Origin of the sequence: Saccharopolyspora sp. CA-218241 (assembly GCF_050954615.1) — a bacterium.
GTDB lineage: Bacteria > Actinomycetota > Actinomycetes > Mycobacteriales > Pseudonocardiaceae > Saccharopolyspora > Saccharopolyspora cebuensis.
In genome coordinates, this window is sequence record NZ_CP191860.1 from 1114998 (window position 1) to 1140114 (window position 25117).

General features: G+C 73.1%; 24 protein-coding genes and 1 pseudogene. 12 read left to right on the forward strand and 13 right to left on the reverse strand.

From position 1 onward, the window contains the following. The first annotated feature begins 7 nt into the window (after positions 1-7). The gene (locus ACQP0T_RS05550) at positions 8-745 is read left to right on the forward strand and encodes a succinate dehydrogenase/fumarate reductase iron-sulfur subunit (RefSeq protein WP_433871605.1); all 738 of its coding nucleotides are present in this window, start codon (positions 8-10) and stop codon (positions 743-745) included. Between the two features lie 568 nt (positions 746-1313). Continuing rightward, positions 1314-1943, forward strand: a complete 630-nt coding sequence (locus ACQP0T_RS05555; RefSeq protein WP_433871606.1) for a VanZ family protein — start codon at positions 1314-1316, stop codon at positions 1941-1943. Positions 1944-1953: 10 nt separating this feature from the next. Here the strand turns inward: ACQP0T_RS05555 and ACQP0T_RS05560 are convergent, their stop codons facing one another. Further along, positions 1954-2826, reverse strand: a complete 873-nt coding sequence (locus tag ACQP0T_RS05560) for an SDR family oxidoreductase (RefSeq protein WP_433871607.1) — start codon at positions 2824-2826, stop codon at positions 1954-1956. Positions 2827-2948: 122 nt separating this feature from the next. On the opposite strand from ACQP0T_RS05560, the gene ACQP0T_RS05565 reads away from it, so the two are divergent. Then, on the forward strand, positions 2949-3752 hold the full coding sequence (locus ACQP0T_RS05565; protein ID WP_433871608.1) for an SAM-dependent methyltransferase: 804 nt from the start codon (positions 2949-2951) through the stop codon (positions 3750-3752). 277 nt (positions 3753-4029) lie between these two features. Here ACQP0T_RS05565 and ACQP0T_RS05570 read toward each other — a convergent pair whose 3' ends face one another. Continuing rightward, the gene (locus ACQP0T_RS05570) at positions 4030-4563 is read right to left on the reverse strand and encodes a DUF305 domain-containing protein (RefSeq protein ID WP_433871609.1); all 534 of its coding nucleotides are present in this window, start codon (positions 4561-4563) and stop codon (positions 4030-4032) included. Positions 4564-5058: 495 nt separating this feature from the next. On the opposite strand from ACQP0T_RS05570, the gene ctaD reads away from it, so the two are divergent. The 3 genes and pseudogenes from ctaD to ACQP0T_RS05585 all read left to right on the forward strand — a co-directional run bounded on the left by ctaD (position 5059) and on the right by ACQP0T_RS05585 (position 8965). Beyond that, positions 5059-6807, forward strand: coding sequence for an aa3-type cytochrome oxidase subunit I (gene ctaD, locus ACQP0T_RS05575; protein ID WP_433871610.1), 1749 nt, complete (start codon positions 5059-5061; stop codon positions 6805-6807). Between the two features lie 119 nt (positions 6808-6926). Further along, on the forward strand, positions 6927-8159 hold the full coding sequence (gene serB, locus ACQP0T_RS05580; protein ID WP_433871611.1) for a phosphoserine phosphatase SerB: 1233 nt from the start codon (positions 6927-6929) through the stop codon (positions 8157-8159). Positions 8160-8177: 18 nt separating this feature from the next. After that, positions 8178-8965 (forward strand): annotated as a pseudogene (locus ACQP0T_RS05585) (peptidyl-tRNA hydrolase). Positions 8966-9111: 146 nt separating this feature from the next. Here the strand turns inward: ACQP0T_RS05585 and ACQP0T_RS05590 are convergent. The 10 genes from ACQP0T_RS05590 to ACQP0T_RS05635 form a co-directional block, all read right to left on the reverse strand. Continuing rightward, on the reverse strand, positions 9112-9717 hold the full coding sequence (locus ACQP0T_RS05590; RefSeq protein ID WP_345362804.1) for an energy-coupling factor transporter transmembrane component T family protein: 606 nt from the start codon (positions 9715-9717) through the stop codon (positions 9112-9114). Further along, the gene (locus ACQP0T_RS05595) at positions 9714-10388 is read right to left on the reverse strand and encodes an energy-coupling factor ABC transporter ATP-binding protein (protein WP_433871612.1); all 675 of its coding nucleotides are present in this window, start codon (positions 10386-10388) and stop codon (positions 9714-9716) included. Before ACQP0T_RS05595 ends, ACQP0T_RS05590 begins: the two co-directional genes overlap by 4 nt. Continuing rightward, on the reverse strand, positions 10385-11503 hold the full coding sequence (locus tag ACQP0T_RS05600) for a thiolase family protein (RefSeq protein WP_433871613.1): 1119 nt from the start codon (positions 11501-11503) through the stop codon (positions 10385-10387). The genes ACQP0T_RS05595 and ACQP0T_RS05600 overlap by 4 nt, the downstream gene beginning before the upstream one ends. Next, a complete protein-coding gene (locus tag ACQP0T_RS05605; RefSeq protein ID WP_433871614.1) occupies positions 11500-12855 on the reverse strand; it encodes a class I adenylate-forming enzyme family protein in 1356 nt (451 codons plus the stop codon). The genes ACQP0T_RS05600 and ACQP0T_RS05605 overlap by 4 nt, the downstream gene beginning before the upstream one ends. Further along, positions 12852-13427: a biotin transporter BioY gene (locus tag ACQP0T_RS05610; RefSeq protein WP_433871615.1), complete on the reverse strand. Its 576-nt coding sequence runs from the start codon at positions 13425-13427 to the stop codon at positions 12852-12854. The genes ACQP0T_RS05605 and ACQP0T_RS05610 overlap by 4 nt, the downstream gene beginning before the upstream one ends. 87 nt (positions 13428-13514) lie before the next feature. Then, positions 13515-15656: an ATP-dependent DNA helicase gene (locus ACQP0T_RS05615; protein ID WP_433871616.1), complete on the reverse strand. Its 2142-nt coding sequence runs from the start codon at positions 15654-15656 to the stop codon at positions 13515-13517. Between the two features lie 49 nt (positions 15657-15705). Further along, positions 15706-16344 (reverse strand): TetR/AcrR family transcriptional regulator, encoded by a 639-nt coding sequence (locus ACQP0T_RS05620; RefSeq protein WP_433871617.1) that lies wholly within the window; start codon positions 16342-16344, stop codon positions 15706-15708. Positions 16345-16353: 9 nt separating this feature from the next. Further along, the gene (locus ACQP0T_RS05625) at positions 16354-17814 is read right to left on the reverse strand and encodes a hypothetical protein (RefSeq protein ID WP_433871618.1); all 1461 of its coding nucleotides are present in this window, start codon (positions 17812-17814) and stop codon (positions 16354-16356) included. A 143-nt stretch (positions 17815-17957) separates the two neighbouring features. Next, positions 17958-18530, reverse strand: coding sequence for an isochorismatase family protein (locus ACQP0T_RS05630; RefSeq protein ID WP_433871619.1), 573 nt, complete (start codon positions 18528-18530; stop codon positions 17958-17960). A gap of 52 nt (positions 18531-18582) precedes the next feature. Further along, the gene (locus ACQP0T_RS05635) at positions 18583-19890 is read right to left on the reverse strand and encodes a nicotinate phosphoribosyltransferase (protein ID WP_433871620.1); all 1308 of its coding nucleotides are present in this window, start codon (positions 19888-19890) and stop codon (positions 18583-18585) included. Between the two features lie 113 nt (positions 19891-20003). Between ACQP0T_RS05635 and clpS the strand changes: the two genes are divergently transcribed. The 6 genes from clpS (at position 20004) to ACQP0T_RS05665 (ending at position 24173) form a co-directional block, all read left to right on the forward strand. After that, entirely contained in the window at positions 20004-20297 is a 294-nt protein-coding gene (gene clpS, locus ACQP0T_RS05640; RefSeq protein WP_345362823.1) for an ATP-dependent Clp protease adapter ClpS, read from the forward strand. A gap of 2 nt (positions 20298-20299) precedes the next feature. Then, positions 20300-20866, forward strand: coding sequence for a DUF2017 domain-containing protein (locus tag ACQP0T_RS05645; RefSeq protein WP_433871621.1), 567 nt, complete (start codon positions 20300-20302; stop codon positions 20864-20866). Between the two features lie 341 nt (positions 20867-21207). Beyond that, complete coding sequence (locus ACQP0T_RS05650; RefSeq protein ID WP_433873601.1) at positions 21208-22242, forward strand: P1 family peptidase; 1035 nt, start codon at positions 21208-21210, stop codon at positions 22240-22242. A gap of 94 nt (positions 22243-22336) precedes the next feature. Then, positions 22337-22792 (forward strand): M67 family metallopeptidase, encoded by a 456-nt coding sequence (locus tag ACQP0T_RS05655; RefSeq protein WP_345363019.1) that lies wholly within the window; start codon positions 22337-22339, stop codon positions 22790-22792. A gap of 80 nt (positions 22793-22872) precedes the next feature. Beyond that, entirely contained in the window at positions 22873-23151 is a 279-nt protein-coding gene (locus ACQP0T_RS05660; protein WP_433871622.1) for a MoaD/ThiS family protein, read from the forward strand. 71 nt (positions 23152-23222) lie between these two features. Then, complete coding sequence (locus ACQP0T_RS05665) at positions 23223-24173, forward strand: PLP-dependent cysteine synthase family protein (protein WP_433871623.1); 951 nt, start codon at positions 23223-23225, stop codon at positions 24171-24173. Positions 24174-24263: 90 nt separating this feature from the next. Here ACQP0T_RS05665 and ACQP0T_RS05670 read toward each other — a convergent pair whose 3' ends face one another. Then, positions 24264-25097 (reverse strand): SMP-30/gluconolactonase/LRE family protein, encoded by an 834-nt coding sequence (locus tag ACQP0T_RS05670; protein ID WP_433871624.1) that lies wholly within the window; start codon positions 25095-25097, stop codon positions 24264-24266. Between the last annotated feature and the right edge of the window lie 20 nt (positions 25098-25117).

Below are 25117 nucleotides of genomic sequence, written 5' to 3' on the forward strand. Positions count from 1 at the left end.
AGGACCGATGGGATACCAGGCGCGCTTCCGGGTGTGGCGCGGTTCGGCCGAGGGCGGCGAGCTGCGCGACTTCACCGCGGAGGTCAACGAGGGCGAGGTGGTGCTCGACATCCTGCACCGCCTCCAGGCCACCCAGTGCCCCGACCTGGCGGTGCGGTGGAACTGCAAGGCGGGCAAGTGCGGGTCGTGCTCCGCCGAGGTCAACGGGCGGCCGAAGCTGCTGTGCATGACGCGGATGTCCACCTTCGCCGAGGACGAGACCATCACCGTCACCCCGATGCGCACCTTCCCGGTGCTCAAGGACCTGGTCTGCGACGTCTCCTACAACTACGTCAAGGCCCGCGAGGTGCCCGCCTTCCAGCCGCCCGCCGACCTCGGCCCGGGCGAGTACCGGATGCAGCAGGTCGACGTGGCGCGCTCGCAGGAGTTCCGCAAGTGCATCGAGTGCTTCCTGTGCCAGGACACCTGCCACGTCATCCGGGACCACGAGGCGAACAAGGAGTCCTTCTCCGGCCCCCGCTTCCTGATGCGCGTCGCCGAACTGGAGATGCACCCGCTCGACACCGCCGAGGACCGCCCCGAGCAGGCGCGCGGCGACCACGGCCTCGGCCAGTGCAACATCACCCGGTGCTGCACCGAGGTCTGCCCCGAGCACATCCAGATCACCGACAACGCCCTGATCCCGCTCAAGGAGCGGGTGGCGGACCGCCGCTACGACCCGCTGCGCTGGCTGTTCCGCCGGTGAGGGTCGCTTTGCGTGGCGGTGCGGGTGGCTTAGGTGGGGTAGTGCGGAAGCGGCTCCCGCCGCTTGCCTGACGGTGGTCGCTGGTGGTGCGTGCCCGGGCGGAAGCGGCTTCGCCGCTGACCTGGCGGTGGCCGGGCCGGGTGTTCAGTGCCGCGGGGCGGCGCGACCGGATCGTTGTTCTCGGTGATCATCGTCATAGTCGGTGGTGGCGTGGGGGCGGGTACTCGTGGGGCGGAATCCCCCGATGGTCGACCGGAGGTGAACGCGGGCATGACGGGCGCCATCGCCCTGCCGGAGCCGGACGCGCCGCCTCCGCTCCGCCCGCCCGGGAAGTCCACTGTGGGCGGTGGGCGTTCGCGGGGAATTCATCCGCGTTCATCGCGATTTTGCGTGGAACTTCGCAATTCGTGAGACCGTTCGAGTGCGAATGGCGTTTTCCCGCCAGCGCGGGGGATTCGACGGCGTGACTCGTTACGTTCGGATGTGACCGCATCGGGAATCCACAGCGGAGTGTCATTTCCGGTGTTCGCTCGACGCCGGCCTGCCGGCCGGGGGAAGTGCGGCGAACATGGAGCAGATCTTCGCGTCCTTCGACGGCCTCGTCCCGGCCATCGTGGTCCCGCTGGTGGTGGCTCTGCTGGTCGGGGCGTTCTCGCAGGTGGTGCGGCGCTGGTCCGGGTCGGTGGCCGCGGCCCGGGAAGCGGTGCTGGACGCGCTCCTGTGCTTTTCCGCCCTCGCTGTCGGATTTCTCGTGTTCACCCCGCAGCGTCCGTCCGCGGAACGTTTCCGGCCGGAGATCGGTACCGACTTCTCGGTGGCGTTGGCGGCGCCATCGGGTGATTCCCTGCCGTGGTTGCAATTGGCGGGCAACCTCGTGCTGCTGATGCCGTTGGGAATGCTCGTCCCGATGCGGCTGGGCTGGCCGGACCGCGCCGCCTCGGTCGCCTTCGGCGGACTGGTCGCCGCGTGCGGGATCGAGCTCGTGCAATTCCTCGCGGTGAGCGGGCGGGTGGCCTCGGTGGACGACGTGGTGCTCAACACCGCGGGCGCCGCGCTCGGCGGTCTCCTGGTCCGCCCGCCCTGGCGGGTGCCCGCGGTCGCCGCCCACGGGGCGTCCCGGCGCGACGACCGGCACACCGCGTGGGCGGTGATCGAGCGGGTGGAGCGGGAGCGCGCCGCCGCCGCGCACCGACCCTGAGCGTGGCCGCTCAGCCCTGGAGCTTCTGGTTGCGCTCGCTGAACGACCGCCCGAGCGCGGCGGCCTCCTGCTCCATCCGCGGGACGAGCCGCCGGGTCGTCGGCAGCATCAGCCGCTCCACCAGCCGCGAGGCGGGCAGGTTGCGCAGCCAGTGCATCAGGACGATCGGCTTGGGCACGTAGACCCGGCGGGACCGCCGTTCGACGGCGTCGGCGAAGGCGGTGGCGCACTCGCCGACGCTGGTGGTGGCCCGCATCGGCCACGGCAGCCGCTCGCGCATCGCGGCGAAGCTGCCCAGGTCGGCCTCGACGTCGCGGACCATGTCCGTGTCGATCCACGACGGGTGCGCGCTGCCGACCGCGACGCCGAGGTGCATCACCTCCGAGTGCAGCGCGCTGGCCAGCGCTTCGGCCCCCGCCTTGCTCGCGGTGTAGGCGGCCATGCCGCCGATCGGGGCGAAGGCCGACAGCGACGACACCACCAGGACGTAGCCCCGGCGCTCGATCAGGTGCGGCAGCGCGGCGCGCGCGGTGTGGAAGACGCCGTTGACGTTGACGTCGACGGTCTTGACGAAGGCGCGCGGATCGGTGCTGCGCACGGTGCCCAGCGGCGCCACCCCCGCGTTGGCGATGAGCACGTCGAGCCGCCCGAAGTGCTCGACGGCGCGGTCCACCGCGGCCTGGATCGACTCGGGGTCGGTGACGTCGGCCTCGGCCCAGAAGTGCTCGTCACCGAGTTCGGCGGCCACCGCCGCCAGGTCGGCCGGTTCGAGGCCGACCAGGGCGAGCTTGGCGCCGCGCCGGGCCAGCACCCGGGCGGTCTGCGCGCCGATCCCGCGCGCGGCTCCGGTGATCAGGACGACCTTGCCGGCCAGCTTCGGCATGAGCACTCCCTCGGCAGTTCCTACTCGGCAGTAGGCTACTGATAGTAGGTTGTGCCGGGCCGTTGCGGAAGAGTTCCCGGAACGATCTCCGCGGGGAACCGGGATGGGTGATGATCAGGAACATGAGCGGTTGGGCTTGCGGCAGCGGTATCGACCTGGACACCCCGAACGTCGCCCGGGTCTACGACTACTACCTGGGCGGGGCGCACAACTTCCAGGTCGACCGGCGGTTCGCGGAGAAGGCGATCGCGATGTTCCCGGCGACCCGGGAGCTGGCCCGGCGCAACCGGGCCTTCCTGCAACGCGCCGTGCGGGAGCTGGCCGGGCTCGGCTGCGAGCAGTTCCTCGACCTCGGCTCCGGCATCCCCACCGCGGGCCACGTGCACGAGATCGCCCGCCGCACCGCGCCGCGCGCCCGCGTCGCCTACGTGGACAACGAGCCGGTCGCGGTGGAGCACTCCCGGATGCTGGTCGGCGACGTCGACGGGGTCGTCGCGGTGCGCGCCGACTTCACCCGCCCGGACGAGGTGCTCGGCCATCCCGAGGTGCGCTCGGTGCTGGACTTCGACGAGCCGATCGCCGTGCTGTTCTGCGCCGCGCTGCACCTCGTCCCCGACGAGGACGACCCGTACGGGCTGGTCGCGCGCTACCGGGACGCCACCGCGCCCGGTTCCTACCTGGCCGTTTCGCACGGCACCCTGGACAACCGGCCGGACATCGCCGCGCTGGTGCGGCACTACGCGCGCGGGGTGTCCAACCGGTTCATCGTCCGCGACCGGGCGGAGTGCGCCCGCTTCTTCGCCGGGTACGACCTCCTCGACCCCGGCGTGGTCTTCACCGCGCAGTGGCGCCCGGACGAGGACCCCTCCCAGAACGAGGAAGCGGAACGCTCCGGGGTCTACGCAGGAGTGGGCCGCAAACCCTGACCACAACCACAAAGCAGCAGCGCAAGCACCTCACCCGAAAGCAAAGGCGAAGTGCCACGCGCACGCGCTAAACCCAGCCACCGCCAGGCAAGCGGCGCCAGCCGCTTCCGCCTTACCCCACGCTCGCAACTTGCACCGCCGCGGGTTCTCAGCGGCCTTCTCGCGAGGACGCCCTGATGCCGTGTATCGGAATACATCAAGAAGGGCGCCCGGAGCGAGAAGGCCGCTGAGGTTCCGCCACCCGCACCGCTACGCAGAGCGAGCGCGGACACAAAACTCAAGGCAAAGCGTTGAGGTCTGCGATTGTTCCTTGCTGCTGGCCCACCAGCTCCTGCGCCAAGGTGCGCATCTGGTCGGAGGTGCCTTCGTCGAGCTCCGCCTGCGCGAGCTGGAAGGAGTTCGTCTGCAGGGTCAGCATCGCCTGCTTCCACTGCTGGTCGAAGGCGGCGCCGTTGGTGCTCTGGAGCTGCTGGACCTGCTGCTCCGGCAGCACGCCCTCGGTGCCGGCGGGCGGCGTGCCCTCTTCCTCGGGGGCGCTGCCGGACTGCTGGCTGGCGACCGTGGTGAGCCAGGCGTTGAGCGCGGAGACGCGGGATCCCGCGGCCTGGTGCGTCCGGCCCGCGACCTGCTTGAGCTCCGCGCTCTGGGCGTTCCGCTCGGCCAGCAGCGACAGCTCGACCATCTGCTGCTGGACGTTGCGGAGGTCCTGGGCGAACTCGCGGTCGGTCGCGGTGAACTCCTCCGGCGACTCGACCGGGATCGGGAGCTGCTGGGCCGCCGACGGCGGCGGAGTCCCGGGGGCCGGGGGCATCTCGCTGTCAACCTCGTTCGGTGAGCAGCCCGCGAGTGCGAGACCGCCTGCCAGCACCGCGCCGATGATCGTGCTCCTCCGCACGCGCTTCCCCTCCACTGGTGGTCGTCGTCCCAGAGCGGTCCCGGGATCGGGCTGATCGCAGAACTGCCGGACCTCTTGCCCAGTAGGCTAACCGCCCGGCCGCCGGAACCTGCGAGCGACATCGGACAGGTCCGGGCGAACCACGCGGCGGAAGTACGCCCGCCGCACGCCCTGTCGCGTTGATCTCACCCCTGGTGACCTCGCCGCCGGTGATGAATAGGGTGGCTACGGCCCGCCGGAAGGTCGGTCGCGAGGTCGGTCTAGTATCCGCAGACGGCACGCAACGCGGCCGGTCGGCTCTGCAGCTCCGCTGCGGACCGCCGGTCGGGCGGGCATCCGGTCCACCCGGGCCGGGCGGGTTCGCTGGCCGGACCCGGCAGGCATTCTCGAGGGATCAGTGCAGGAGGCACCGTGACGGCCGTCGCGCCACAGCCGATCGCCACGCGCCCCTATCCGGTGCGCAAAACGGTCAAGGGATCTTTCCTGGCGCGGATGCTCCGCACCACGGATCACAAGCAAATCGGCATCCTCTACCTCGTCACGTCGATGGCCTTCTTCCTGGTCGGCGGCTTGATGGCGATGCTGATCCGGGGCGAGCTGGCCGTGCCCGGGATGCAGTTCCTGTCCCAGGAGCAGTACAACCAGCTCTTCACGATGCACGGCACGATCATGCTGCTGCTGTACGCGACGCCGATCCTGTTCGGCTTCGCGAACTACATCCTGCCGCTGCAGATCGGGTCGCCGGACGTCGCGTTCCCGCGGCTCAACGCCTTCTCGTACTGGCTGTACCTGTTCGGCGGGCTGATGGTGGTCAGCGGGTTCCTGCTGCCCGGTGGTGCCGCCGACTTCGGCTGGTTCGCCTACACCCCGCTGTCCGATGCGCTGCACTCGCCCGGCCACGGCGCCGACATGTGGATCAGCGGTCTGGTCGTCTCCGGTCTCGGCACCATCCTCGGCGGCGTCAACATGCTGACCACCGTGGTCTGCCTGCGCGCTCCCGGCATGACGATGTTCCGGATGCCGATCTTCACCTGGAACATCCTGGTCACCAGCGTCCTGGTGCTGATGGCGTTCCCGATCCTGACCGCCGCGCTGCTCGGCCTGCTGGCCGACCGCCACCTCGGTGCCCACGTCTTCGACCCGGCCAACGGCGGCGTGATCCTCTGGCAGCACCTGTTCTGGTTCTTCGGCCACCCCGAGGTCTACATCGTGGCGCTGCCGTTCTTCGGCATCGTCTCGGAGATCTTCCCGGTGTTCAGCCGCAAGCCGCTGTTCGGCTACACCGGTCTGGTCTACGCGACGCTGGGCATCGCGGCCCTGTCCGTGGTCGTCTGGGCGCACCACATGTACGCGACCGGCGCGGTGCTGCTGCCGTTCTTCGCGTTCACCACGTTCCTCATCGCGATCCCGACCGGTGTGAAGTTCTTCAACTGGATCGGCACCATGTGGAAGGGCCAGCTGACCTTCGAGACGCCGATGATCTTCAGCATCGGCTTCCTGGTCACCTTCCTCTTCGGCGGTCTGACCGGCGTGCTGCTGGCGATGCCGCCGGTGGACTTCCACGTGTCGGACACCTACTTCGTGGTGGCGCACTTCCACTACGTGCTCTACGGCACGATCGTGTTCGCGACCTTCGCCGGGATCTACTTCTGGTTCCCGAAGATGACCGGCCGGATGATGGACGAGCGGCTCGGCAAGCTGCACTTCTGGCTGACCTTCTTCGGCTTCCACGCCACGTTCCTGGTGCAGCACTGGCTGGGCAACGAGGGGATGCCGCGGCGCTACGCCGACTACCTGGAGTCCGACGGGTTCACCCTGCTGAACACGATCTCCACGGCGGGTGCGTTCCTGCTCGGCGCGTCGATGCTGCCGTTCCTCTACAACGTGTTCAAGAGCTACCGCTACGGCGAGGTCGTCTCGGTGGACGACCCGTGGGGCTACGGCAACTCGCTGGAGTGGGCGACCTCGTGCCCGCCGCCGCGGCACAACTTCACCGAGCTGCCCCGGATCCGCTCCGAGCGCCCGGCGTTCGAGCTGCACTACCCGCACGTCTCCGAGCAGATGCGGCTGGAGGGGCACCTGTCCTTCACCGGCAAGACCCTCACCCACAAGCACGCCGCGCCCGTCGAGGGCAAGGGGGAATCCGAACCGGAGAAGTGACCTGCGTTCTAGTTCGACCCGGCACGGCTGTGCCAGGGTGTGACTAGCTCGACGAGCCCCGGCGGGCATCCCTCGCCGGGGCTCGTGGTCATTCGCGGCCAGAAAGGACCAAGCCTGTCGTGAGCACGCCGAACGCGACCACCGTGCTGATCACCGTCACCGGCGAGGACAAGCCGGGCGTCACCTCCGTGCTGTTCGCCGCCCTCACCCGGCACGGCGTGGACATCGTCGACGTCGAACAGGTGGTGATCCGCCACCGGCTGGTGCTCGGCGTGCTCGTCGCCACCGACCGCGACCCGGAGCACCTCCAGGAAGCGGTGGAGCAGGCGATGGCCACCGTCGGGATGGCGGTGGAGGTCGAGATCGGCGCCGAGGACGCCAGCGCCGAGCTGGCCTCCACGCACGTCGTCGTGGTGCTCGGTCAGCCGGTCACCGCCCGCGCCTTCGGGGTCATCTCGCGCCGCCTCGCCGAGATCGACGTGAACATCGACTCCATCCGCCGGGTCGCCGACTACCCCGTCACGGGCCTGGAGCTGGAGGTCAGCGCCGCCGAGGTCGGCGACGAGACCGACGCCCGGCTCACCACCGCGATGGCCGACGTCACCGCTGAGGCGGGCGTCGACGTGGCGGTGGAGCGCGCCGGGCTGTTCCGCCGCGCCAAGCGGCTGGTCGTCTTCGACGTCGACTCCACGCTCATCCAGGGCGAGGTGATCGAGATGCTGGCGGCCCGGGCGGGCTGCGAGGACCAGGTCCGGGAGGTCACCGAGCGCGCCATGCGCGGCGAGCTCGACTTCGCCGAGTCGCTGCGGCAGCGGTGCGCGGTGCTGGCCGGGCTGCCCGCCACCGTCCTCGACGAGGTCGCCGCCGAGCTCGAACTCACCCCCGGCGCCCGCACCACCATCCGCACCCTGCGCCGGCTCGGCTTCCACACCGGGGTCGTCTCCGGCGGCTTCACCCAGATCATCGACCGGCTGGTGGACGAGCTGGGGCTGGACTTCAGCGCCGCCAACGAGCTGGAGGTCGTCGACGGCAAGCTCACCGGCCGGGTGCTCGGGGAGATCGTCGACCGGCCCGGCAAGGCCAAGGCGTTGCAGCGGTTCGCCGAGTCCTTCGGGGTGCCGCGCGCCCAGTGCGTCGCGGTGGGCGACGGCGCCAACGACATCGATATGCTCGCCGCCGCCGGGCTCGGCGTGGCCTTCAACGCCAAGCCGGCGCTGCGCGAGGTCGCCGACACCGCGCTGTCGTACCCGTTCCTGGACACGGTGCTGTTCGTGCTCGGCGTCACCCGCGCCGAGATCGAGGCCGCCGACGCCGAGGACGGCGTGCTGCGGCGGGTACCGCTGGAGGACTGAGCCGGGGGCGGGGCGACAATGAGCACCGTGCTCGACGTCGCCTCCGTCCTCGACCCCCTGATCGCGCGCTACACGTCCTGGCTCGCGATGCCCGGCGCGGCCACCGCCGACGTGTCCGACGAGGACCCGGACCAGGTGGTGCTCATGCCGATGGTGCTGCGGATCGAACGCCGCGACCCGCCGGCGCGCACCGCGCTGCTCGAAGCCGCCGCCGCGGCGGCGCTCGCGGTCTGCCTCGACGACCGCTGCGCCCCCGGCGGCGAGTGGCACGAGTCGATGCACCGCTGGATCTCCGGTCGCATCCGGAAGGTGGCCCGCCGGGCGCGGGGCGCGCACTGGTCGGCGGTGCAGGAACTGCCCGGCCGGACCGTCGAGGTCGGCGGCGCCGAGGTCCGGGCGATGCTGCCGATGCGGGTGGCCGAGATGCCCCGCGAGCTGTCCCGGTTGCAGATCTCCGGCAGCGAGCTGGAACCCGACACCCCCGGCGAGCCGCCGGCGGACCGACCGCTGCTGCGGCTCAGCCCCGACGCCGAGATGAGCGCGGGCAAGACGGCGGCCCAGGCGGGCCACGCCACCATGCTGCTGGCCGCCGCCGTGCACGGGGCGGGTCGCGACGCGGAGCTGGCCCGGTGGCGCGAGGCCGGATACCCGTGCGCGGTGCGGACGGCGACCGAGCAGGAGTGGGCGCGGCTGTGCCCCGGCGACCCGGAGCGGGCGTGGCGGGAGCGGGGGTGGTGGCGGTGCGCGACGCGGGGTTCACCGAGGTGGCGCCGGGAACGGTGACGGTGCTGGGTCAGTGGCGCTGAGCCGCGGCTCCGGTCGGCTGCCATCGCGCGTGCGTGGTCCAGCGGATGCAAGCCCCACCGTTCGGATGGTGTTCTTCCAGGCAAGGGTGGCCCCTCACCTGCCGAACCAACGGGTGAACGTGGGCGTCCGGCGGGAGGCGGGTGGATCAGTCGTCCGCCGCTCCTCGGGCTGCCAGGGCTTCGCCCAGGTGGTCGGCGTGGCGGAGGGTGCGGACGAGGAAGGGGATCGCGAAAGCCTTCAGCGAGCGTTCGGCGCCCCGGGCCCGCTGGGCTTCGCGGGTCTGCGCGGCGAGGGTGGACAGGGCCGCGACCGCCTGGAGGGTGAGCCCGACGAGCAGCCCGATCCGCTCCGGCCGCACGCCGAGCCGCCGGGTGGGGCCCAGACCTCGTTCGACCGCGCTGACCAGGTCGTCGACCCGGGTGGTGAGGGTGAACAGGTTCGCCGCCGCGAGCGCGGTGAACAGCCGCAGCGCGACGACGGCGGCGGTGTGCGCGCCGAGCATCCACCACTGGAGCAGGAAGACGACGACCAGCAGCGGGACGAGCAGGCGCGCGGCCTGCCAGATCCGCCGCGGCGGCAGTCCAGAGACCGCGTACCCGAGGACGACCAGCCCGGCGGGCACCGCCAGCGCCGCCGGGCTGCCCAGCACGAACGTGGTGATCGCCAGCACCAGCAGCGCGGGGAACTTCAGCCCCGCCGGGAGCCGGTGCAGCGGACCCGTGCCGGGCTCGTAGAGGCCGAGCGGGCTCATCCGATCAGCTCCCGGTAGTGGGCCAGCGCGGGGGCGGGCGCGTCGTCGGCGACCACCTTCCCGCCGTCGAGCACCACCACCCGGTCGAAGCGGTCCAGCAGGTCGAGGTCGTGGGTGACCAGCACGACCTGCTGCGGCAGTCCTTCGAGGACCTCGACGAAGTGCCGCTTGTTGCGCAGGTCCAGCAGCGTGGTGGGTTCGTCGCAGACCAGCACGTCCGGTTCCAGCACCAGCATCGAGCACAGCGCCAGCAACTGCTTCTGGCCGCCGGAGAGCTGGTGCGCCGGGTGCTCGGCGTAGCCGTCGAGGCCGTGCCGGGCGAGCACCTCCGCCGCCCGCCGCTGCCGCTCCCGCTTGGTCAAGCCCTGCTTGCGCAGCGAGAACGCCACGTCCTCGCCCGCGGTGGGCATCACGATCTGGCTGTCCGGGTGGGTGAAGACGAACCCGACGCGGCGGCGCACGGTGCGCCCGTCGCGGACCGGGTCGACGCCGTCGACCAGCACCCGGCCCCGGGTCGGGTGCACCAGACCGTTGATCATCCGGGCCAGGGTCGACTTGCCGGACCCGTTGGCCCCGACGAAGGCCACCCGCCGCTCGGCGAGCCGCAGGTCCACGTGGTCGAGCACCGGGTGCCCGCCGTAGTCGTGCCCGACCGCTTCGAACTCGATCAACCCACTCGCTCCCACATCGCGGCCACGCCCAGCCCACCGCCGGACGACAGCGCCGACATCCCGAGGCGCGGCCCGTCCGACCGCACCATGCGGCTGAACAACCGCACCACCAGCACCGCCCCGGACGCGCCCCACGGGTGGCCCAGCGCGATCGCGCCGCCGTCCGGGCTGACCCGCTCCTCGTCGATCCCGGCGGCGTCCAGGCAGGCCAGCGCCTGCCCGGCGAAGGCCTCGGTGAACTCGACGACCTCCGGGGTCCACCGCTCCAGCAGCGCCCGCATCGCGGGCACCGCGCCGAGCCCCAGCCGGTTCGGGTCGACGCCCGAGGTGCGCCAGCCGAGCAACCGCAACCCCGGCACGCCGAGTTCCCGGCGGCGCTGCTCGGTGGTGAGCAGCACCGCGGCGGCGCCGTCGCTGATGCCGCAGGAGTTGGCGGCGGTGGCGGTGCCGGTCGCGGTGAAGGCGGGGCGGAACCGGGCCAGCCGCCGCTCGTCGAACCCGCGCCGGGGGCGCTCGTCGGCGCCGCACCCGACAACCTCGACGAGTTCGGCGGCGAACCGCCCGGCGTCCTGCGCGGCGACCGCGCGGGCGTGGCTGCGCGCGGCGAACGCGTCCTGCCGCTCGCGGCCGATCCCGGCTTCGGCGGCGACCAGGTCCGCCGCCGGACCCATGTCCGGGTCGCCGATCTCGGGCGGTGCGAACGGGGCGCGGTCGTAGAAGCGCGGCGGTTCGGTCGCCGAGCGCGGTCGCCACGCCCGCCACGGCGCGGTGGACGGGCTCTCCGCGCCACCGGCCAGCAGGTGCGTCCCGCCGCCCGCGCCGAGCAGCGCCGCCGCGGTGGTGATGGCGCTGAGCCCGCTGGCGCACTGGCGGTCCACCGTCATCCCGGGCACCGCGGCGTCCAGCCCGGCCCGCAGGGCGGCGCTGCGCGCCGGATTGCCGCCCGGCCCGAGCACGTTGCCCAGCAGCACGTCGTCGACCGCGTCGATCCCGGCGTCGTCGACCGCGGCGCGCAGCACCGGAGCCGCCAGCCGGTCCACCGGGACGTCCCGCAGCGCGCCCCCGGCGGTGCCGATCGGGCTGCGGCGGGCCGCGATCACCACCGGGCCCGTCACGCCGGCTCCCAGGCGTCGAGGGTGCCCGCCCGCAACCGCTCGGCGACCAGCGCGCGGGCTGGTTTGCCCGCCGGGGTGCGCGGCAGCGCGGTGGTGAGCAGCCAGCGGCGCGGCCGCTTGCCCGGCGCGAGCTCGCGGCGGGCCAGGGCGCGCAGCTCGCCCAGCGCGGGTGGGCGCCCCGGGTCCACCTCGACGAGCGCGGTGACCAGGGCGCCGAAGCGGGGGTGCGGGGTCGGGGCGACGAGCACGTCGGCCACCCCGCCGCCGGTGCGCAGCACCGCCTCGACCTCCTCGGCGGAGACGAGCCGGGCGCCGCTGCTGATGGTCGTGGCGGCGCGGCCGAGCACCTCCAGCGAACCGTCCGGGTGCTGGATCGCCCGGTCGCCGACCGGCATCCACCCGGGACGCGCCTCGACCAGGACGCCGTCCTCCAGGTGGCCGTCGAAGGCCAGCTCGGAGCGGACGTGCAGCTCCCCGGCGCCCGCCACCGGTTCGCCGTCCGCCGGTTCCACCGCCACCGGCACCACGGGGCGCAGCGCCCCGCCGCCCCGGCGGAGCGCGATCAGCGACTGCTCCGCCGAGCCGTAGTACTCGACCAGCTCGCAGCCGGGCAGCACCTCGGCCAGCCGGTCGGCCAGCGCCGGGTCGACCCGGGCGCCGCCGCAGATCACCGCGCGCAGCGCGCAGCCGGCGCGCAGCACCGGGTCGCGCTCCAGGACCGCGAGCAGCGCGGCCAGCATCGCGGGCACCAGGTGCACCACCGTCGCGGTCCGGGCCTCCCGCGCGGCGGCCACCGCCGACCAGCGGTCCAGCAGCCGCACTCCGGCGCCCGCGCGCAACCCGTGCAGGGCGCCGAACAGGAACAGCGAGGAGCTCAGCGGTCCGGGGACCAGCACCTCGTCGGCGGGTTCCAGCGGGACGTCGAACAGCGCGAAGCTGCGCTGCCAGGACCGCCGCGACCGCTGCAGCACGCGCGGGCGCCCGGTGCTGCCCGAGGTCGTCGGCAGGTAGAACGGCTCGTCGGCGCCGCCGGTGCTGCGGTCCCCCACCGGACCGGTGGGCGCGGCGCTCGCGTCGACCGGGGTGGCCGCCGCATCGGCGAGCACCGCGTCCCGCTCGCGCGGCGTCCAGGACTCCTCGACCAGCAGCGCGGGACAGCCGCGCAGGTCGGCGGCCAGGAACCAGACGAGCCGGGCCAGCGCGCCGCCCCCGTCCAGGGCGACCCGGCCGGTGGGCAGCGCGGCGGCGGCGCCGTGCACGAGGGGCAGCAGCTCCGCGGCGGTCAGCGCGGTGCGGCCGTGGGTCACCCGCCCGGTGAGCGGGCCGCCGAGGACGGGCAGCACGCCGGTCATCCCTGCGTCGCGGCGCGGTGGCCGGTCAGCGCGGGCACCGCGCGGTGGACCGCGGCGGCCACCAGCGAGACGGCGGCGAGCTTGACCGCGTCACCGGGCACGAACACCAGCGACTGCACCGCCGCGGCACCGAGGTCGCCGATCATCAGACCCCAGTACGGGATGCCGATCAGGTAGTCCGCGAGCACTCCGGCGATGTTGGCGATCAACAGGACGAGCAGTCCCGGGCGGGTGCTGCGCCGGACGATCAGACCGACCACCACGGCAGCGAGCAGCCAGCCGAGCAGGAACCCGCCGCTGGGTCCGAGGAACGGTCCGATGCCGCCCCGCCCGCCGGACAGCAGCGGCAGCCCGAGCGCGGTCAGCGCCAGGAACAGCAGCACCGCCGCGCCCGCCCGCCGGGCGCCGAGAATGCTCCCCGCCAGCAGCGGACCCATGTTCTGCAGCACGATCGGCACCGCCGCACCACCGAGGTAGAAGCCGGGGAAGATGCCCAGCACCGCGATGAACGCGGCGAACACCACGGTGGTGGCCAGCGCGGCGGCGGAGGTGGTGGGACGCGATCCGGACACGATCTCTCCCTGCGGTCGGGGGCGGCGAGCACAACCTACCCGGCCCCCGCGCCGGTACAGAAAGCTCAACGCCTCGTTGTGGACGACCTACAAATCGCGGGCCGCCGAGTCGAGCCGCCGCAGCGCGCCGCGCACCACCTCCGGATCGCTCGTGGTCCAGAACGGCGGCAGCGACGCGCGCAGGAACCCGCCGTAGCGGGCGGTGGACAGCCGGGGGTCGAGCACCGCGATCACGCCCCGGTCGGCGGCGGAGCGGAGCAGCCGTCCCGCGCCCTGCGCGAGCAGCAGCGCCGCGTGGGTGCCCGCCACCGTGATGAAGCCGTTGCCGCCGCGTTCGGAGATCGCCTTCTGCCGCGCCGAGGCCAGCGGGTCGTCCGGGCGCGGGAACGGGATGCGGTCCATCACCACCAGTTGCAACGACTCGCCCGGCACGTCCACCCCCTGCCACAGCGAGAGGGTGCCGAACAGCGAGGTCGCCGGGTCCTCCGCGAACCGGGCGACGAGCTGGGCGGTGGCGTCCTCGCCCTGGCACAGCACCGGGGTGTCCAGCCGTTCCCGCAGCTCCTCCCCGGCCTGCCGGGCGGCGCGCATCGAGGAGAACAGCCCCAGCGTCCGACCGCCCGCGGCCCGCACCAGCTCGGTCAGCTCGTCGAGGTACTGCGGCGGCAAGCCGTCCCGGCCGGGCGGCGGCAGGTGCCGGGCGAGGTAGAGGATGCCGCTGCGCCCGTGCTCGAACGGCGACCCGACGTCCAGCCCGGTCCAGTTCGGGCCGCCCGCATCGGACGGTGCCTCCTTGGCGGTGGCCATCCCGGCGACCGGCCGCGCCTGCTGCTGCGGCGGGAGCCCCCACTGCCGGGCCAGCGCGTCGAACGAGCCGCCGAGGGCCAGCGTCGCCGAGGTGAGCACCGCGGTGCGCTGGCCGAACAGCCGCTCCCGGAGCAGCCCGCCGATGCTCAGCGGGGCGACCCGCAGCGCGGGCGGCCGGTTCGGGTCGGCGGCCACCCACACCACGTCGTGCCCGGCGTCCTCGTCGAAGGCGTCCAGCAGCCGGTCGGCGGTGTCGTGCACCTCCTGGGTCAGCGCCGCGGCCATCTTCCGGGCGGCGTTGCCGTCGGCGTCCTCCTTGCGCTCCGGTCCCAGCGCGTCCACGCAGGCCCGCGCGGCGTCCCGGACGGCGCGGACCGCCGCGCCCACCGCTTCGGGGAGCTCGTCGAGGCGGCCCGGCGGTGCGTCGCGGAGCAGGACTTCCAGGCCTTCGGCGGCTTCGACCAGCCGGTCGGCGACGTCCTCGGGGACGACCCGGCCGCAGCGGCGGGCGGCCAGCCGCACCGCTCCGGCGGCGAGCTCGCCGGTGGCCGCCGAGGTGACCCGGTCGACCAGGTCGTGCGCCTCGTCGACCAGCACCACGTCGTGCTCGGGCAGCACCGGGCGGTCGTCCAGGGCGTCGATGGCCAGCAGGGCGTGGTTGGTGACCACCACGTCGGCCCGCCCGGCGGTGGCGCGGGCACGTTCGGCGAAGCAGTCGGTGCCGACCGGGCAGCGGTGCACCCCGAGGCATTCCTTGGCGGTGACCGACACCTGCCGCCACGCCTGGTCGCTCACCCCGGGGACCAGCTCGTCGCGGTCGCCGGTCTCGGTGTCGCCCGCCCAGTCCCGCAGCCGGTTCACCTGGCGTTCCAGCGCGGAGGCGGCGAAGGCGTCGAACAGCGCGTCCTCGTCGGGTTCCTCGGGCGTGCCGCCCTGGAGGCGGTTCAGGCACAGGTAGTTGCGCCTGCCCTTGAGGATCGCGAACGTCGGGCGCCTGCCGATCGCCTCGGTCAGCGCGCCGGCCAGCCGGGGCAGGTCGCGGTCGACGAGCTGGCGTTGCAGCGCGATCGTCGCGGTCGACACGACCACCGTGGTGCCGCGGGTGACGGCGTGCCGGATCGCCGGGACCAGGTAGGCCAGCGACTTGCCGGTGCCGGTCCCGGCCTGCACGGCCAGGTGCTCGCCGCTGTCGATCGAGTGCGCCACCGCGTCGGCCATCCGGGCCTGGCCCTCGCGTGGTTCGCCGCCCACCGAGCCCACCGCGATCCGCAGCAGCTCCGGCAGCGCGGGCACCTCGTGCGGTGGCTTGCCCTGGCCGAACACCCCGGTCCCCAGCTCGGCCGCGAGCTCCGGCGGCAGCTCGTCGGACTCGTCGAGGTCGAAGCCGGTCGGGTCGGACCAGCGCGGAACGGAGGTCGGCACGGCAGGAGACGCTACCGCGCACCCCCGTCCGGGGCCGGTGGCGCCCACCTCACCCGATGCGGTCCCGCCCCTCGGCGATCGCTCCGCCCGCGGGGCCCCGCCCGACGGCGGGCAGGATCACCTGGTCGACGATGGCGGCGAGCACGTCCTCACCGGGCAGCGACTCGCTGTCCAGCGCGTGCTTGAGCACCATGGCCTCGCCCACGTCCGTGACCACCGGGGTGACCAGGGCGGGGTCGATCTCGCCGCGCTCGGCGTAGCGGAGCAGCACGGTGCGGGTGAACCGGCCGCCGTGGGCGTCGAAGATCCGCTCGTAGACGGCCCGGGCGAGCTCCGGGTGCCGGGTGCGCTCGCCGAGGACCGAGGCGATGGCCCGCGCGGTCGGCCGGGACAACCACCCGGTCATCGCCCGCAGCGCGCCGAGCAGGTCGCCGCGCAGGTCGTCGAGCTCCGGCGAGACGACCTCCTCGGGGTAGTCGTGCCCGAGCGCGTCGAGCACGACCTCGGCCGGCGAGCCCCACCTGCGGTACAGCGAGGTCTTCGCCGTCCCCGAGCGCTTGGCGATGCCCTCCATCGTCAGCCGCCCGAAGCCGACCGCACCGAGTTCGTCGAGCACCGCGGTCCTGATGTCGCGCAGCAGCTCGGACTCGGTGCGGCGGTTCCGGGGACCGCTCGGCGTGGCGGGCACCGGGTGAGTCTAGGACCACTCGGCGACCGCGGTGGCGAACGGTCCGAGCTCCACCCACCGGCGCGCCGCCGACGGGACCGGCTCGGCCGCGGTCGTGGTGTCCACCGACGTCACCCGCACCGCCCCGGTCTGCTCGCCGAGGTCCACCCGAAGCGGTTCGGCACCCTTGTTGACCAGCAGCAGCTTCCGGCCGTCCGGGGCCAGGAAGCCGCGCGCGTGCACCCGCGCGTCGGGCATCCCGGGGACGCCCGCGGTGGTGGTGACCAGCCGGTCGCCCGGTCCGAAGTGGTCGGCCAGCAGCTTCGCCGACCAGTACCGGGCGTTGGGCCTGCCGGTCTCCCAGTCGACCAGGGTCACGCCCGGCACCATCCCCGGGTAGCCGGCGAACTCCGCGACGCCGACCAGTTCGATGCCGAGTTCGACGAGGTGCGACCACAGGTACGCCACGACCGCACCGCTGAGGGCCCAGTAGTCCGGCGGGACGTCCGGGTCCGGGTTGAGCATGTCCGGGGTGAAGGTGCCGACCTCGTTGACGTGCGTCCTGGTCCCCGGCGAGAGCCTGCGCTTGATGGAGTCGATCAGCCCGGCCTGCGCGACGAAGCCGTCGGCCTGCGCGAAGAAGATCCCGGGCCACTGGTCGAACGGCGCGTTGCCCTCCGCGCCGACCGGGTTGACCACGTCCGGGCAGGCGTAGAAGTGGTAGGAGAAGGCGTCCAGCGGGATGCCGGGTTCGTGGTTGGCCGGGTCGAGGAAGTGCCAGAAGTACTCCGGGTCCTGGGTGACGAGGCTGAGCGAGAGGCCGGTGAAGCGCATCTCCGGGTCCAGCGGACGCAGCCGCTTCACGACCTCGTCGTAGAGCCGGGTGTAGGTCGCGGGGGAGAGCTGGTGGCCGAAGTCCGGTTCGCACAGCACCTCCCAGTACGCGAAGCGGTGCCGCCGTCCGGATTCGTGCCACCGGCCCAGTTCGTCGGTGAACCCGCCCGCGACGTACCACCGGGCGAGCCGCTCGAAGTAGTCGGCGACCTCCGCCAGGGACGGGTCGCGGAACTCCTGGCCGCGCTCGTAGTCCCAGTGCGCGGCGGCCGGGTCGTCGGCGACCGCGGGCTGCTCGCCGGTGAACATCCAGGCGGGGATGGTCGCGAGGTCGGCGATCACGGGCCGTCCGGCGGTGGCGTCGAGGAAGTCGTCGACGAACGGGTCGAGGCCGCTGAAGTCCCAGGAGGTCGCCTCGGCGGTCGGCGGTTCCAGCGCGGGCACCGACAGCCTGGGGTGCGACCACCAGGCCAGGAAGCGGGCGTGGTCGACGTCGAGGGCGCGCAGCGCGGCGAAGGCCCGATCGTGCGCGGGCTCGCCGCGGCGCAGCACCGGGGCCGCCCACAGGTAGGTGGTCAGCTCGGTGCGCGAGGTCGCGGTCGCCTGCTCCCAGTCGACGTGGACGGCGACGTCGGGTGGTGGTGCGGCGTAGGTCATGGTCACCCCTCCGGGCGGGACCCGGCCGCGCGGCGCGCGAGGTGTGCGGATCCCGTGCGGAGAAATATAGATACGGAAACGTAGCTACGCAATCGTTTCTATTGGTGGACGTGCCGGAGCGCGGTTCGGGTGGAACGGGGTGCTCAGCCCGCGACGAGGGGTTCGCCGACCAGGCGGACCCCGGCGGCGCGCAGGTCGGCCAGCGCGGTGGCGACGGTCTCGCGGCTCACCCCGGCGGTGCGGTCCAGCAGCACGGTGGTGGTGAACCCGGCGTCGGCCGCGTCCAGCGCGGTGGCGCGCACGCAGTGGTCCGTGGCCACCCCGACCACGTCGACGTGGTCGACGCCGCGCCCGGTCAGCCAGTCCGCCAGCCCCAGCCCCCGCTCGTCGACGCCCTCGAACCCCGAGTAGCCGGAGCTGTACTGGCCCTTGCGGAAGACCTCGTCGACCCGCGAGACGTCCAGGTCGGGGTGGAATTCGGCGCCCGGGGTGCCCGCCACGCAGTGCACCGGCCAGGAGCGGACGAAGTCCGGCGTCTCGCTGAAGTGGTCGCCCGGGTCGACGTGGTGGTCGCGGGTGGCCACCACGACGTCGTGGTCGTAGCCGGGCAGCTCCCGGCTCAGCGTCGCGGCGATCCCGGCGCCACCGGTCACCGCCAGCGCACCGCCTTCGCAGAAGTCGTTCTGCACGTCGACGATGATCAGCGCCTTGGCCATGCCCGCATCCCCCCGTGCCGCGTTCCGCCGCCGGTGGCCAGTGTGGACCTGATCACGCCCGGTGGAAAGTCGTCGGGATGGCCGGTTCGCCCCGGGACAGCTTCAGCCCCTCCCACGGCAGCGTCACCAGCGCGTGCCGCAACCGCTCCCGGCTGTCGGCCAGCGTCGGCAACCCCGGCACCCGGGTCCCGCCGCGCACCAGCGGCACCGGCACGAAGCGGTCGTGCGGGCCGGGCACCGGCTCGGACGCCCCCGGGGACACCGTGTAGACGACCTCCTCGACCGCGGTCCCGGTGTCCTTGTGCCTGCGGATCGCCGACTTGCGGCCACCGCGCGACTCCTTGTGCGAGCTGCGCTTGGCGACCGGCTTGCCGTCGACCTCGACGAGCTTGTAGACCATCTCGGCGGTCGGCGCGCCGGAGCCGGTGACCAGCGCGGTGCCCACCCCGTAGCCGTCGACCGGTTCGGCCCGCAGCGCGGCGATCGCGTACTCGTCGAGATCACCGGACACCACGATCTTGGTGCCGGTGGCGCCCAGCGAGTCGAGCTGCTCCCGGGCCTGCCTGGCCAGCACGCCGACGTCGCCGGAGTCGATCCGCACCGCGCCGAGCTCGGTACCGGCGACCTCGAAGGCGAGCTCGATGCCCCGGGTGATGTCGTAGGTGTCCACCAGCAGCGTGGTGCCGGTGCCCAGCGCCTCGACCTGCGCCTGGAAGGCGGCCCGCTCGTCGTCGTGCAGCAAGGTGAAGGAGTGCGCCGAGGTGCCGCCGGTCGGGATGCCGTAGCGGCGCCCGGCCTCCAGGTTCGAGGTCGCGGCGAAACCCGCCAGGTAGGCGATCCGGGCCGAGGCCACGGCCGCTTCCTCCTGGGTGCGCCGCGAGCCCATCTCGATCATCCGGCGCCCGTTGGCGGCCGAGACCATCCGGGTCGCCGCGGCGGCGATCGCGCTGTCGTGGTTGAGCACCGACAGCGCCAGCGTCTCCAGCAACACTGCCTCGGCGAAGCTGCCGCGCACGGTGAGCACCGGGGAACCGGGGAAGAACAGCTCGCCCTCCAGGTAGCCGTCGATGTCCCCGGTGAAGCGGTAGTCGCGCAGCCATTCGAGGGTGGCCTCGTCGACGACCTCGTGCTCGGCCAGGTGGGCCAGCTCGTCCTCGCCGAACCGGAAATCCTCGATGGCGTCCAGCAGCCGTCCGACGCCGCCGACCACCCCGTAGCGCCGGGCCCCCGGCAGCCGCCGGGTGAACACCTCGAAGGTGCAGTCCCGGTGCGCCGTGCCGTCGCGCAGCGCGCCGGCGAGCATGGTCAGCTCGTAGTGGTCGGTCAGCAGTGCGGTGCTCGCGTTGGGTGCGCCCCTCATGCGGGTGAGATTACGTGGTCGCACGGCACGACCGGCACGCGGTGAACCGGTGCTCCGCCCGGAATGCCCGTGTGGTCGACAACCCCGGGCGTGGGCCGTGCGACGATGGTGCCATGACTTCGCCCGCTGAACTCGAGCGCGCGCAACTCGAACCGGACGAACTCGGTTCCGAGGACAGGCCGTGGGTGACCGTGGTCTGGAACGACCCGGTCAACCTGATGTCCTACGTGACCTACGTCTTCCAGAAGATCTTCGGGTACACCCGGGACCACGCCACCAAGCTCATGATGGACGTGCACCAGAAGGGCCGCGCCGTGGTCTCGTCCGGATCGAAGGAGAAGGTCGAGGGCGACGTGGCCAAGCTCCACGCGGCCGGCCTCTGGGCGACGATGCAGAAGGATTCCTGAGCGTGCAAGGCTGGAGCCGAGAGAACGAGCGCCTGGTGGCGACCGTGACGCAGCAGGAGGCCGCGGTCATCCGCGGGCTCGTCGGCCAGGTGCGGGACATGCTCGCGGGGCGGGCGCACGAGGCGCCGCGCGACGAGCTCGCCGAGCTGACCGGCATCCGCACCGGCCCCACCACCGCGCCGGACGACCGGGTGCTGGCCCGGTTGCTGCCCGACTTCTACCGGCTCGACCAGGAGGACCCCGGCGACACCGGGGAGGACCGCGACGACGCCGCCGGGGCGATGCGCTCGCTCTACGAACCCGAGGTGGTCCAGGCCAAGAGCGACGTCGCGACGATGGTGCTGGAGACCTGCCCGTCGCAGGGCGGCGGCATCGCCCTGACCGACCAGCAGGCCGACGGCTGGCTCACCGCCCTCAACGACGTGCGCCTCGCCCTCGGCACCGCCCTGGAGATCGACGAGGAGACCCCCGACGAGCTCCCCGAGGACGACATGCGGCGGGAGCACCTCGGCGTCTACCAGTGGTTGACCTGGGTCCAAGACAGCCTCGTCGGGGCGCTTTTGACTTGAGGGTGTTGTGGTTCTTGTGCGGAGCGGTGCCGGTGGCGGAACCTCAGCGGCCTTCTCGCTCCGGGAGCCGCTCCTCATGTACCCACCCGTACACAGCGTCGCGGCTGTCCTCGCGAGAAGGCCGCTGAGAACCCGCGGCGGTGCAAGTTGCGAGGGCGGGGCAGTGCGAAAGCGGCTCCCGCCGCTTGCCTGACGGTGATCGGGTTTCGCGCGTGCGCTTGGCTGGAAGCGGCTTTCGCCGCTGGCCGGTTGGGTCGGATTCCCTCGTGCCCTCGTGGTGTCCCTTCCGGGGTTGGGGCCCGGGGTGGTTACCGTGGCCTCCGGTGCGGCGGAGGGAGCTGCTGGTGGTGCTTCGACCGGGTGAGCGGGACGCGATCGTGGACGTCGGCGGGGTCCTGGTGGGCCACCACGAGCGGCTGGACGAGCGCTGGGCGACCGGGACCAGCGCGGTGCTGGTGCCCGAGGGCGCCGCGGCGGCGGTGGACGTGCGGGGCGGCGGCCCCGGCACCCGGGAGACCGACGTCCTCGACCCGTCCCACCTGGTGCAGCGGGCCCACGCGGTCGTGCTCTCCGGCGGCAGCGCCTACGGGCTGGCCGCCGCCGACGGGGCGATGCGCTGGCTGGCCGAGCGGGGGCACGGCTTCCCGGTCGGCTCCGACCCGGCGCACGTCGTCCCGATCGTGCCCGCCGCCGTGCTGTTCGATCTGCCGATGGGCGACTGGGGCAACCGGCCGGACGCCGACTTCGGCTACCGGGCGTGCGCGGCGGCCGACCGCGCCGAGGTCCGCCAGGGCAACGTCGGGGCGGGCACCGGCGCGGTCGCGGGGCAGCTCAAGGGCGGCATCGGCACCGCCAGCGCGGTGCTCGACGACGGCGCGGTGGTCGGCGCGCTGGTCGCGGTGAACTCCTCCGGCTCGGTGATCGACCCCGAGACCGGGCGGCCGTGGTTCGACGTGGGCCTGCCCGCGCCCGCCCCCGCCGAGGTGGCGGCCGGACGCCGGCTGGCCGGGGTGCGTCCCGGGCGGCGCGGTCCGATCGGTCGGCCGGTGAACACCACGATCGGCGTGGTGGCCACCGACGCGGTGCTGGACAAGGCGGAGTGCCGCCGGATCGCGGTCGCCGCCCAGGACGGGCTGGCCCGGGCGATCCGGCCGGCGCACCTGATGGGCGACGGCGACACGGTGTTCGCGCTGGCCACCGGCACCGGACCGGAGCTGCCCGAGCGCGGCGCGGCGGGGTGGTCGCTCCGGCTGGACGAGCTGGCCTCGGCGGCGGCCGAGGTGCTCGCCCGCGCCATCGTCCGGGCGGTGCTGGCGGCCGAGCCGGTGGGCGAGGTGACCTCCTGCACGGTCCTCTACCCGTCCTGCCGGGAATGAAGCATCGTGGGTCGGCGTTGCGCCTGGAAACAGCACCGGTCCCGCGGTTTCCACATCGTGGGAGGCCGGTGCCTCACCTATTAGGATGGTGTCTGTGCTGGTGATCCGACGTGACCTCGTGGACGCGATGGTCGCCCATGCCCGGCGGGACCACCCCGACGAGGCCTGCGGCGTGATTGCCGGCCCGGAAGGGTCGGACCGCCCGGAACGGCTGATCGAGATGGTCAACGCCGAGCGCTCGCCCACCTTCTACCGGTTCGACTCCGCGGAGCAGCTGAAGGTCTGGCGCGGCATGGACGCCGCAGACGAGGAGCCGGTGGTCATCTACCACTCGCACACCTCTACCGAGGCCTACCCGTCGCGCACCGACGTCGCCTACGCCTCGGAGCCCAACGCGCACTACGTGCTCGTGTCCACCCGCGACCCGCAGACCCACGAGCTGCGGTCGTACCGGATTCTCGACGGCGAGGTGACCGAGGAACCGGTGGAGGTGGTCGAGTCCTACATGTTCGCCCACACCGGCGCCGACGAGGTCCCGCAACGGGACTGAGCCCCCGCTCACCCCCTGGCCGCTCCGGCGGCCGCATTCTCATGTCGAGAGCAACATCCCCGTGGACAGGAGGTCCCCCCATGGCAGTCACCGTCTCCATCCCCACCATCCTGCGCACCCACACCGACGGGCAGAAGTCGGTCGAGGCCAGCGGCAACACCCTCGCCGAGGTGATCGACGACCTCGACAGCAGGCACAGCGGCCTGAAGGACCGCCTGGTCAAGGAGGGCGCGCTGCACCGCTTCGTCAACGTCTACGTCAACGACGAGGACGTCCGGTTCAGCGGTGGTCTGGAGGCCAAGGTCTCCGACGGCGACAGCGTGACCATCCTCCCGGCCGTCGCGGGCGGCATGCGCTGAAGTCCGGTGGGCGTCCCGGCGCCGCCGGGACGCCGCAGCCGCCACCCACACCGCGCTAGGAGGAGACCGCAGTGGCTCGCTACGACTCATTGCTGGACGCGCTCGGCGACACGCCGCTGGTGGGCCTGCCGCACCTGTCGCCGTCGCCGGACGTCCGGCTGTGGGCGAAGCTGGAGGACCGCAACCCGACGGGTTCGATCAAGGACCGGCCCGCGCTGGCCATGATCGAGACGGCCGAGAAGGAGGGCCGCCTCACCCACGGGTGCACGATCCTGGAACCGACCTCGGGCAACACCGGGATCTCGCTGGCGATGGCCGCCAAGCTCAAGGGCTACGGGCTGGTCTGCGTCATGCCGGAGAACACCTCCGAGGAGCGCAGGCAGCTCCTCCAGGCGTTCGGCGCGCGGATCGTGTCCTCCCCGGCCGCGGGCGGGTCGAACCAGGCGGTCGCGGTGGCCAAGGAGCTGGCCGAGCAGAACCCCGACTGGGTGATGCTGTACCAGTACGGCAACCCCGCCAACGCCGACGCGCACTTCCGGGGGACCGGCCCGGAGATCCTGCGCGACCTGCCGAGCGTGACGCACTTCGTCGCGGGCCTGGGCACCACCGGCACGCTGGTCGGTGTCGGGCGCTACCTGCGGGAGCAGAAGCCGGGCGTGCAGATCGTGGCCGCCGAGCCGCGCTACGGCGAGCTGGTCTACGGCCTGCGCAACCTCGACGAGGGCTTCGTCCCGGAGCTCTACGACGCCGAGGTGCTCAGCCGCCGGTTCTCGGTCGGCTCCTACGACGCGCTGCGGCGCACCCGGCAGCTCCTGGAGTCCGAGGGGATCTTCGCGGGCATCTCCACCGGCGGGGTGCTGCACGCGGCGCTGACCATCGGGGAGAAGGCCGCGGCCCAGGGCGAGCGCGCCGACATCGTGTTCGTGGTCGCCGACGCGGGCTGGAAGTACCTGTCCACCGGTGCCTACGCGGGCACCCTCGACGAGGCGGCGGGCGGCCTCGAAGGCCAACTCTGGGCCTGACCTTTCCAGGTGAGGGCGCCTTCATCCGACTATGCCGGATGAAGGCGCCTCTCACTCTTCCCCCTTCCGGGTGAAGCCGGGTGCGGGTGGTCAGCCCGCGAAGGCGAAGGGGCGCAGGCCGGTGCCCGCGTCCGGCAGCACCAGCAGTGCGCCGTCGGCCTCCCCGGGCTCGTCCACGCCGTCGCGGGCAGTGGTGACGTAGAGGTCGGTGAGCTCCTCGCCGCCGAAGCAGCAGCCGGTCGGCCGTCGCGCGGGCAGCGCCGCGGTGCGGTCCAGCGCCCCGTCCGGGGTGAACCGCCGCAGCTCCCCGGCCTCGCGCAGGGCGACCCAGATCCCGCCGTCGGCGTCCACGCACATCCCGCCGAGGGCCTCGCCGACCTCGCACAACGGGCGCCGGGCAGCGATCTCACCGGTGGCGAGGTCGTGGTCGAGCACGTCGAGCCGCCCGTCCACCGCCAGGTACATCAGGGCGCCGTCCGGGCTCCAGTCGAGTCCGGTGACGGCGGTGAGCCCGCTCAGCGCGATGGTCGCCGAACCGGAGCCGGAGACCCGCGCAAGCCAGCCGTCGGACCGGTCGGGGCTGATGGTGGTCGCCCACAACCGGCCCTTGCCGTCGATCGCGGTGGCCCCGGGGGTGACGCCCTCCCGCGCCCAGTACACCAACCAGGTGCGGTTGGTCCCGGTCGACTCGAACAGCGCGATGCCCTCGTCGAGGTGCAGCACCAGGCCGCCCAGGGAGCGCGGCTTCCCGGCGCCGATCAGCTGCGGGACGTCCATCTCGTGATCGGCGCGGCCCGGCGTGAAGCGGTGCACGCTGCGCGCGGGGCCGTCCACCCAGAGCACCGTGTCGGTGCGGACGTCCCAGGTGGGTGCCCCGCCTCGGCGGGCCTGCGCCCGCACCGCGATGTCGACCTCGACGCCCACCACGTCACCTCTCCGAACCC

Bases quoted from the DNA above. Each gene is read 5' to 3' on its own strand.
- ACQP0T_RS05635 (WP_433871620.1), bottom strand. From the start codon at position 19,890: ATGAGGGGCGCACCCAACGCGAGCACCGCACTGCTGACCGACCACTAC.
- ACQP0T_RS05590 (WP_345362804.1), bottom strand. From the start codon at position 9,717: ATGAGCCCGCTCGGCCTCTACGAGCCCGGCACGGGTCCGCTGCACCGG.
- ACQP0T_RS05630 (WP_433871619.1), bottom strand. From the start codon at position 18,530: ATGGCCAAGGCGCTGATCATCGTCGACGTGCAGAACGACTTCTGCGAA.
- ACQP0T_RS05555 (WP_433871606.1), top strand. From the start codon at position 1,314: ATGGAGCAGATCTTCGCGTCCTTCGACGGCCTCGTCCCGGCCATCGTG.
- ACQP0T_RS05550 (WP_433871605.1), top strand. From the start codon at position 8: ATGGGATACCAGGCGCGCTTCCGGGTGTGGCGCGGTTCGGCCGAGGGC.
- clpS (WP_345362823.1), top strand. From the start codon at position 20,004: ATGACTTCGCCCGCTGAACTCGAGCGCGCGCAACTCGAACCGGACGAA.
- ACQP0T_RS05605 (WP_433871614.1), bottom strand. From the start codon at position 12,855: ATGACCGGCGTGCTGCCCGTCCTCGGCGGCCCGCTCACCGGGCGGGTG.
- ACQP0T_RS05560 (WP_433871607.1), bottom strand. From the start codon at position 2,826: ATGCCGAAGCTGGCCGGCAAGGTCGTCCTGATCACCGGAGCCGCGCGC.
- ACQP0T_RS05570 (WP_433871609.1), bottom strand. From the start codon at position 4,563: ATGCCCCCGGCCCCCGGGACTCCGCCGCCGTCGGCGGCCCAGCAGCTC.
- ACQP0T_RS05660 (WP_433871622.1), top strand. From the start codon at position 22,873: ATGGCAGTCACCGTCTCCATCCCCACCATCCTGCGCACCCACACCGAC.
- ACQP0T_RS05625 (WP_433871618.1), bottom strand. From the start codon at position 17,814: ATGACCTACGCCGCACCACCACCCGACGTCGCCGTCCACGTCGACTGG.
- ACQP0T_RS05565 (WP_433871608.1), top strand. From the start codon at position 2,949: ATGAGCGGTTGGGCTTGCGGCAGCGGTATCGACCTGGACACCCCGAAC.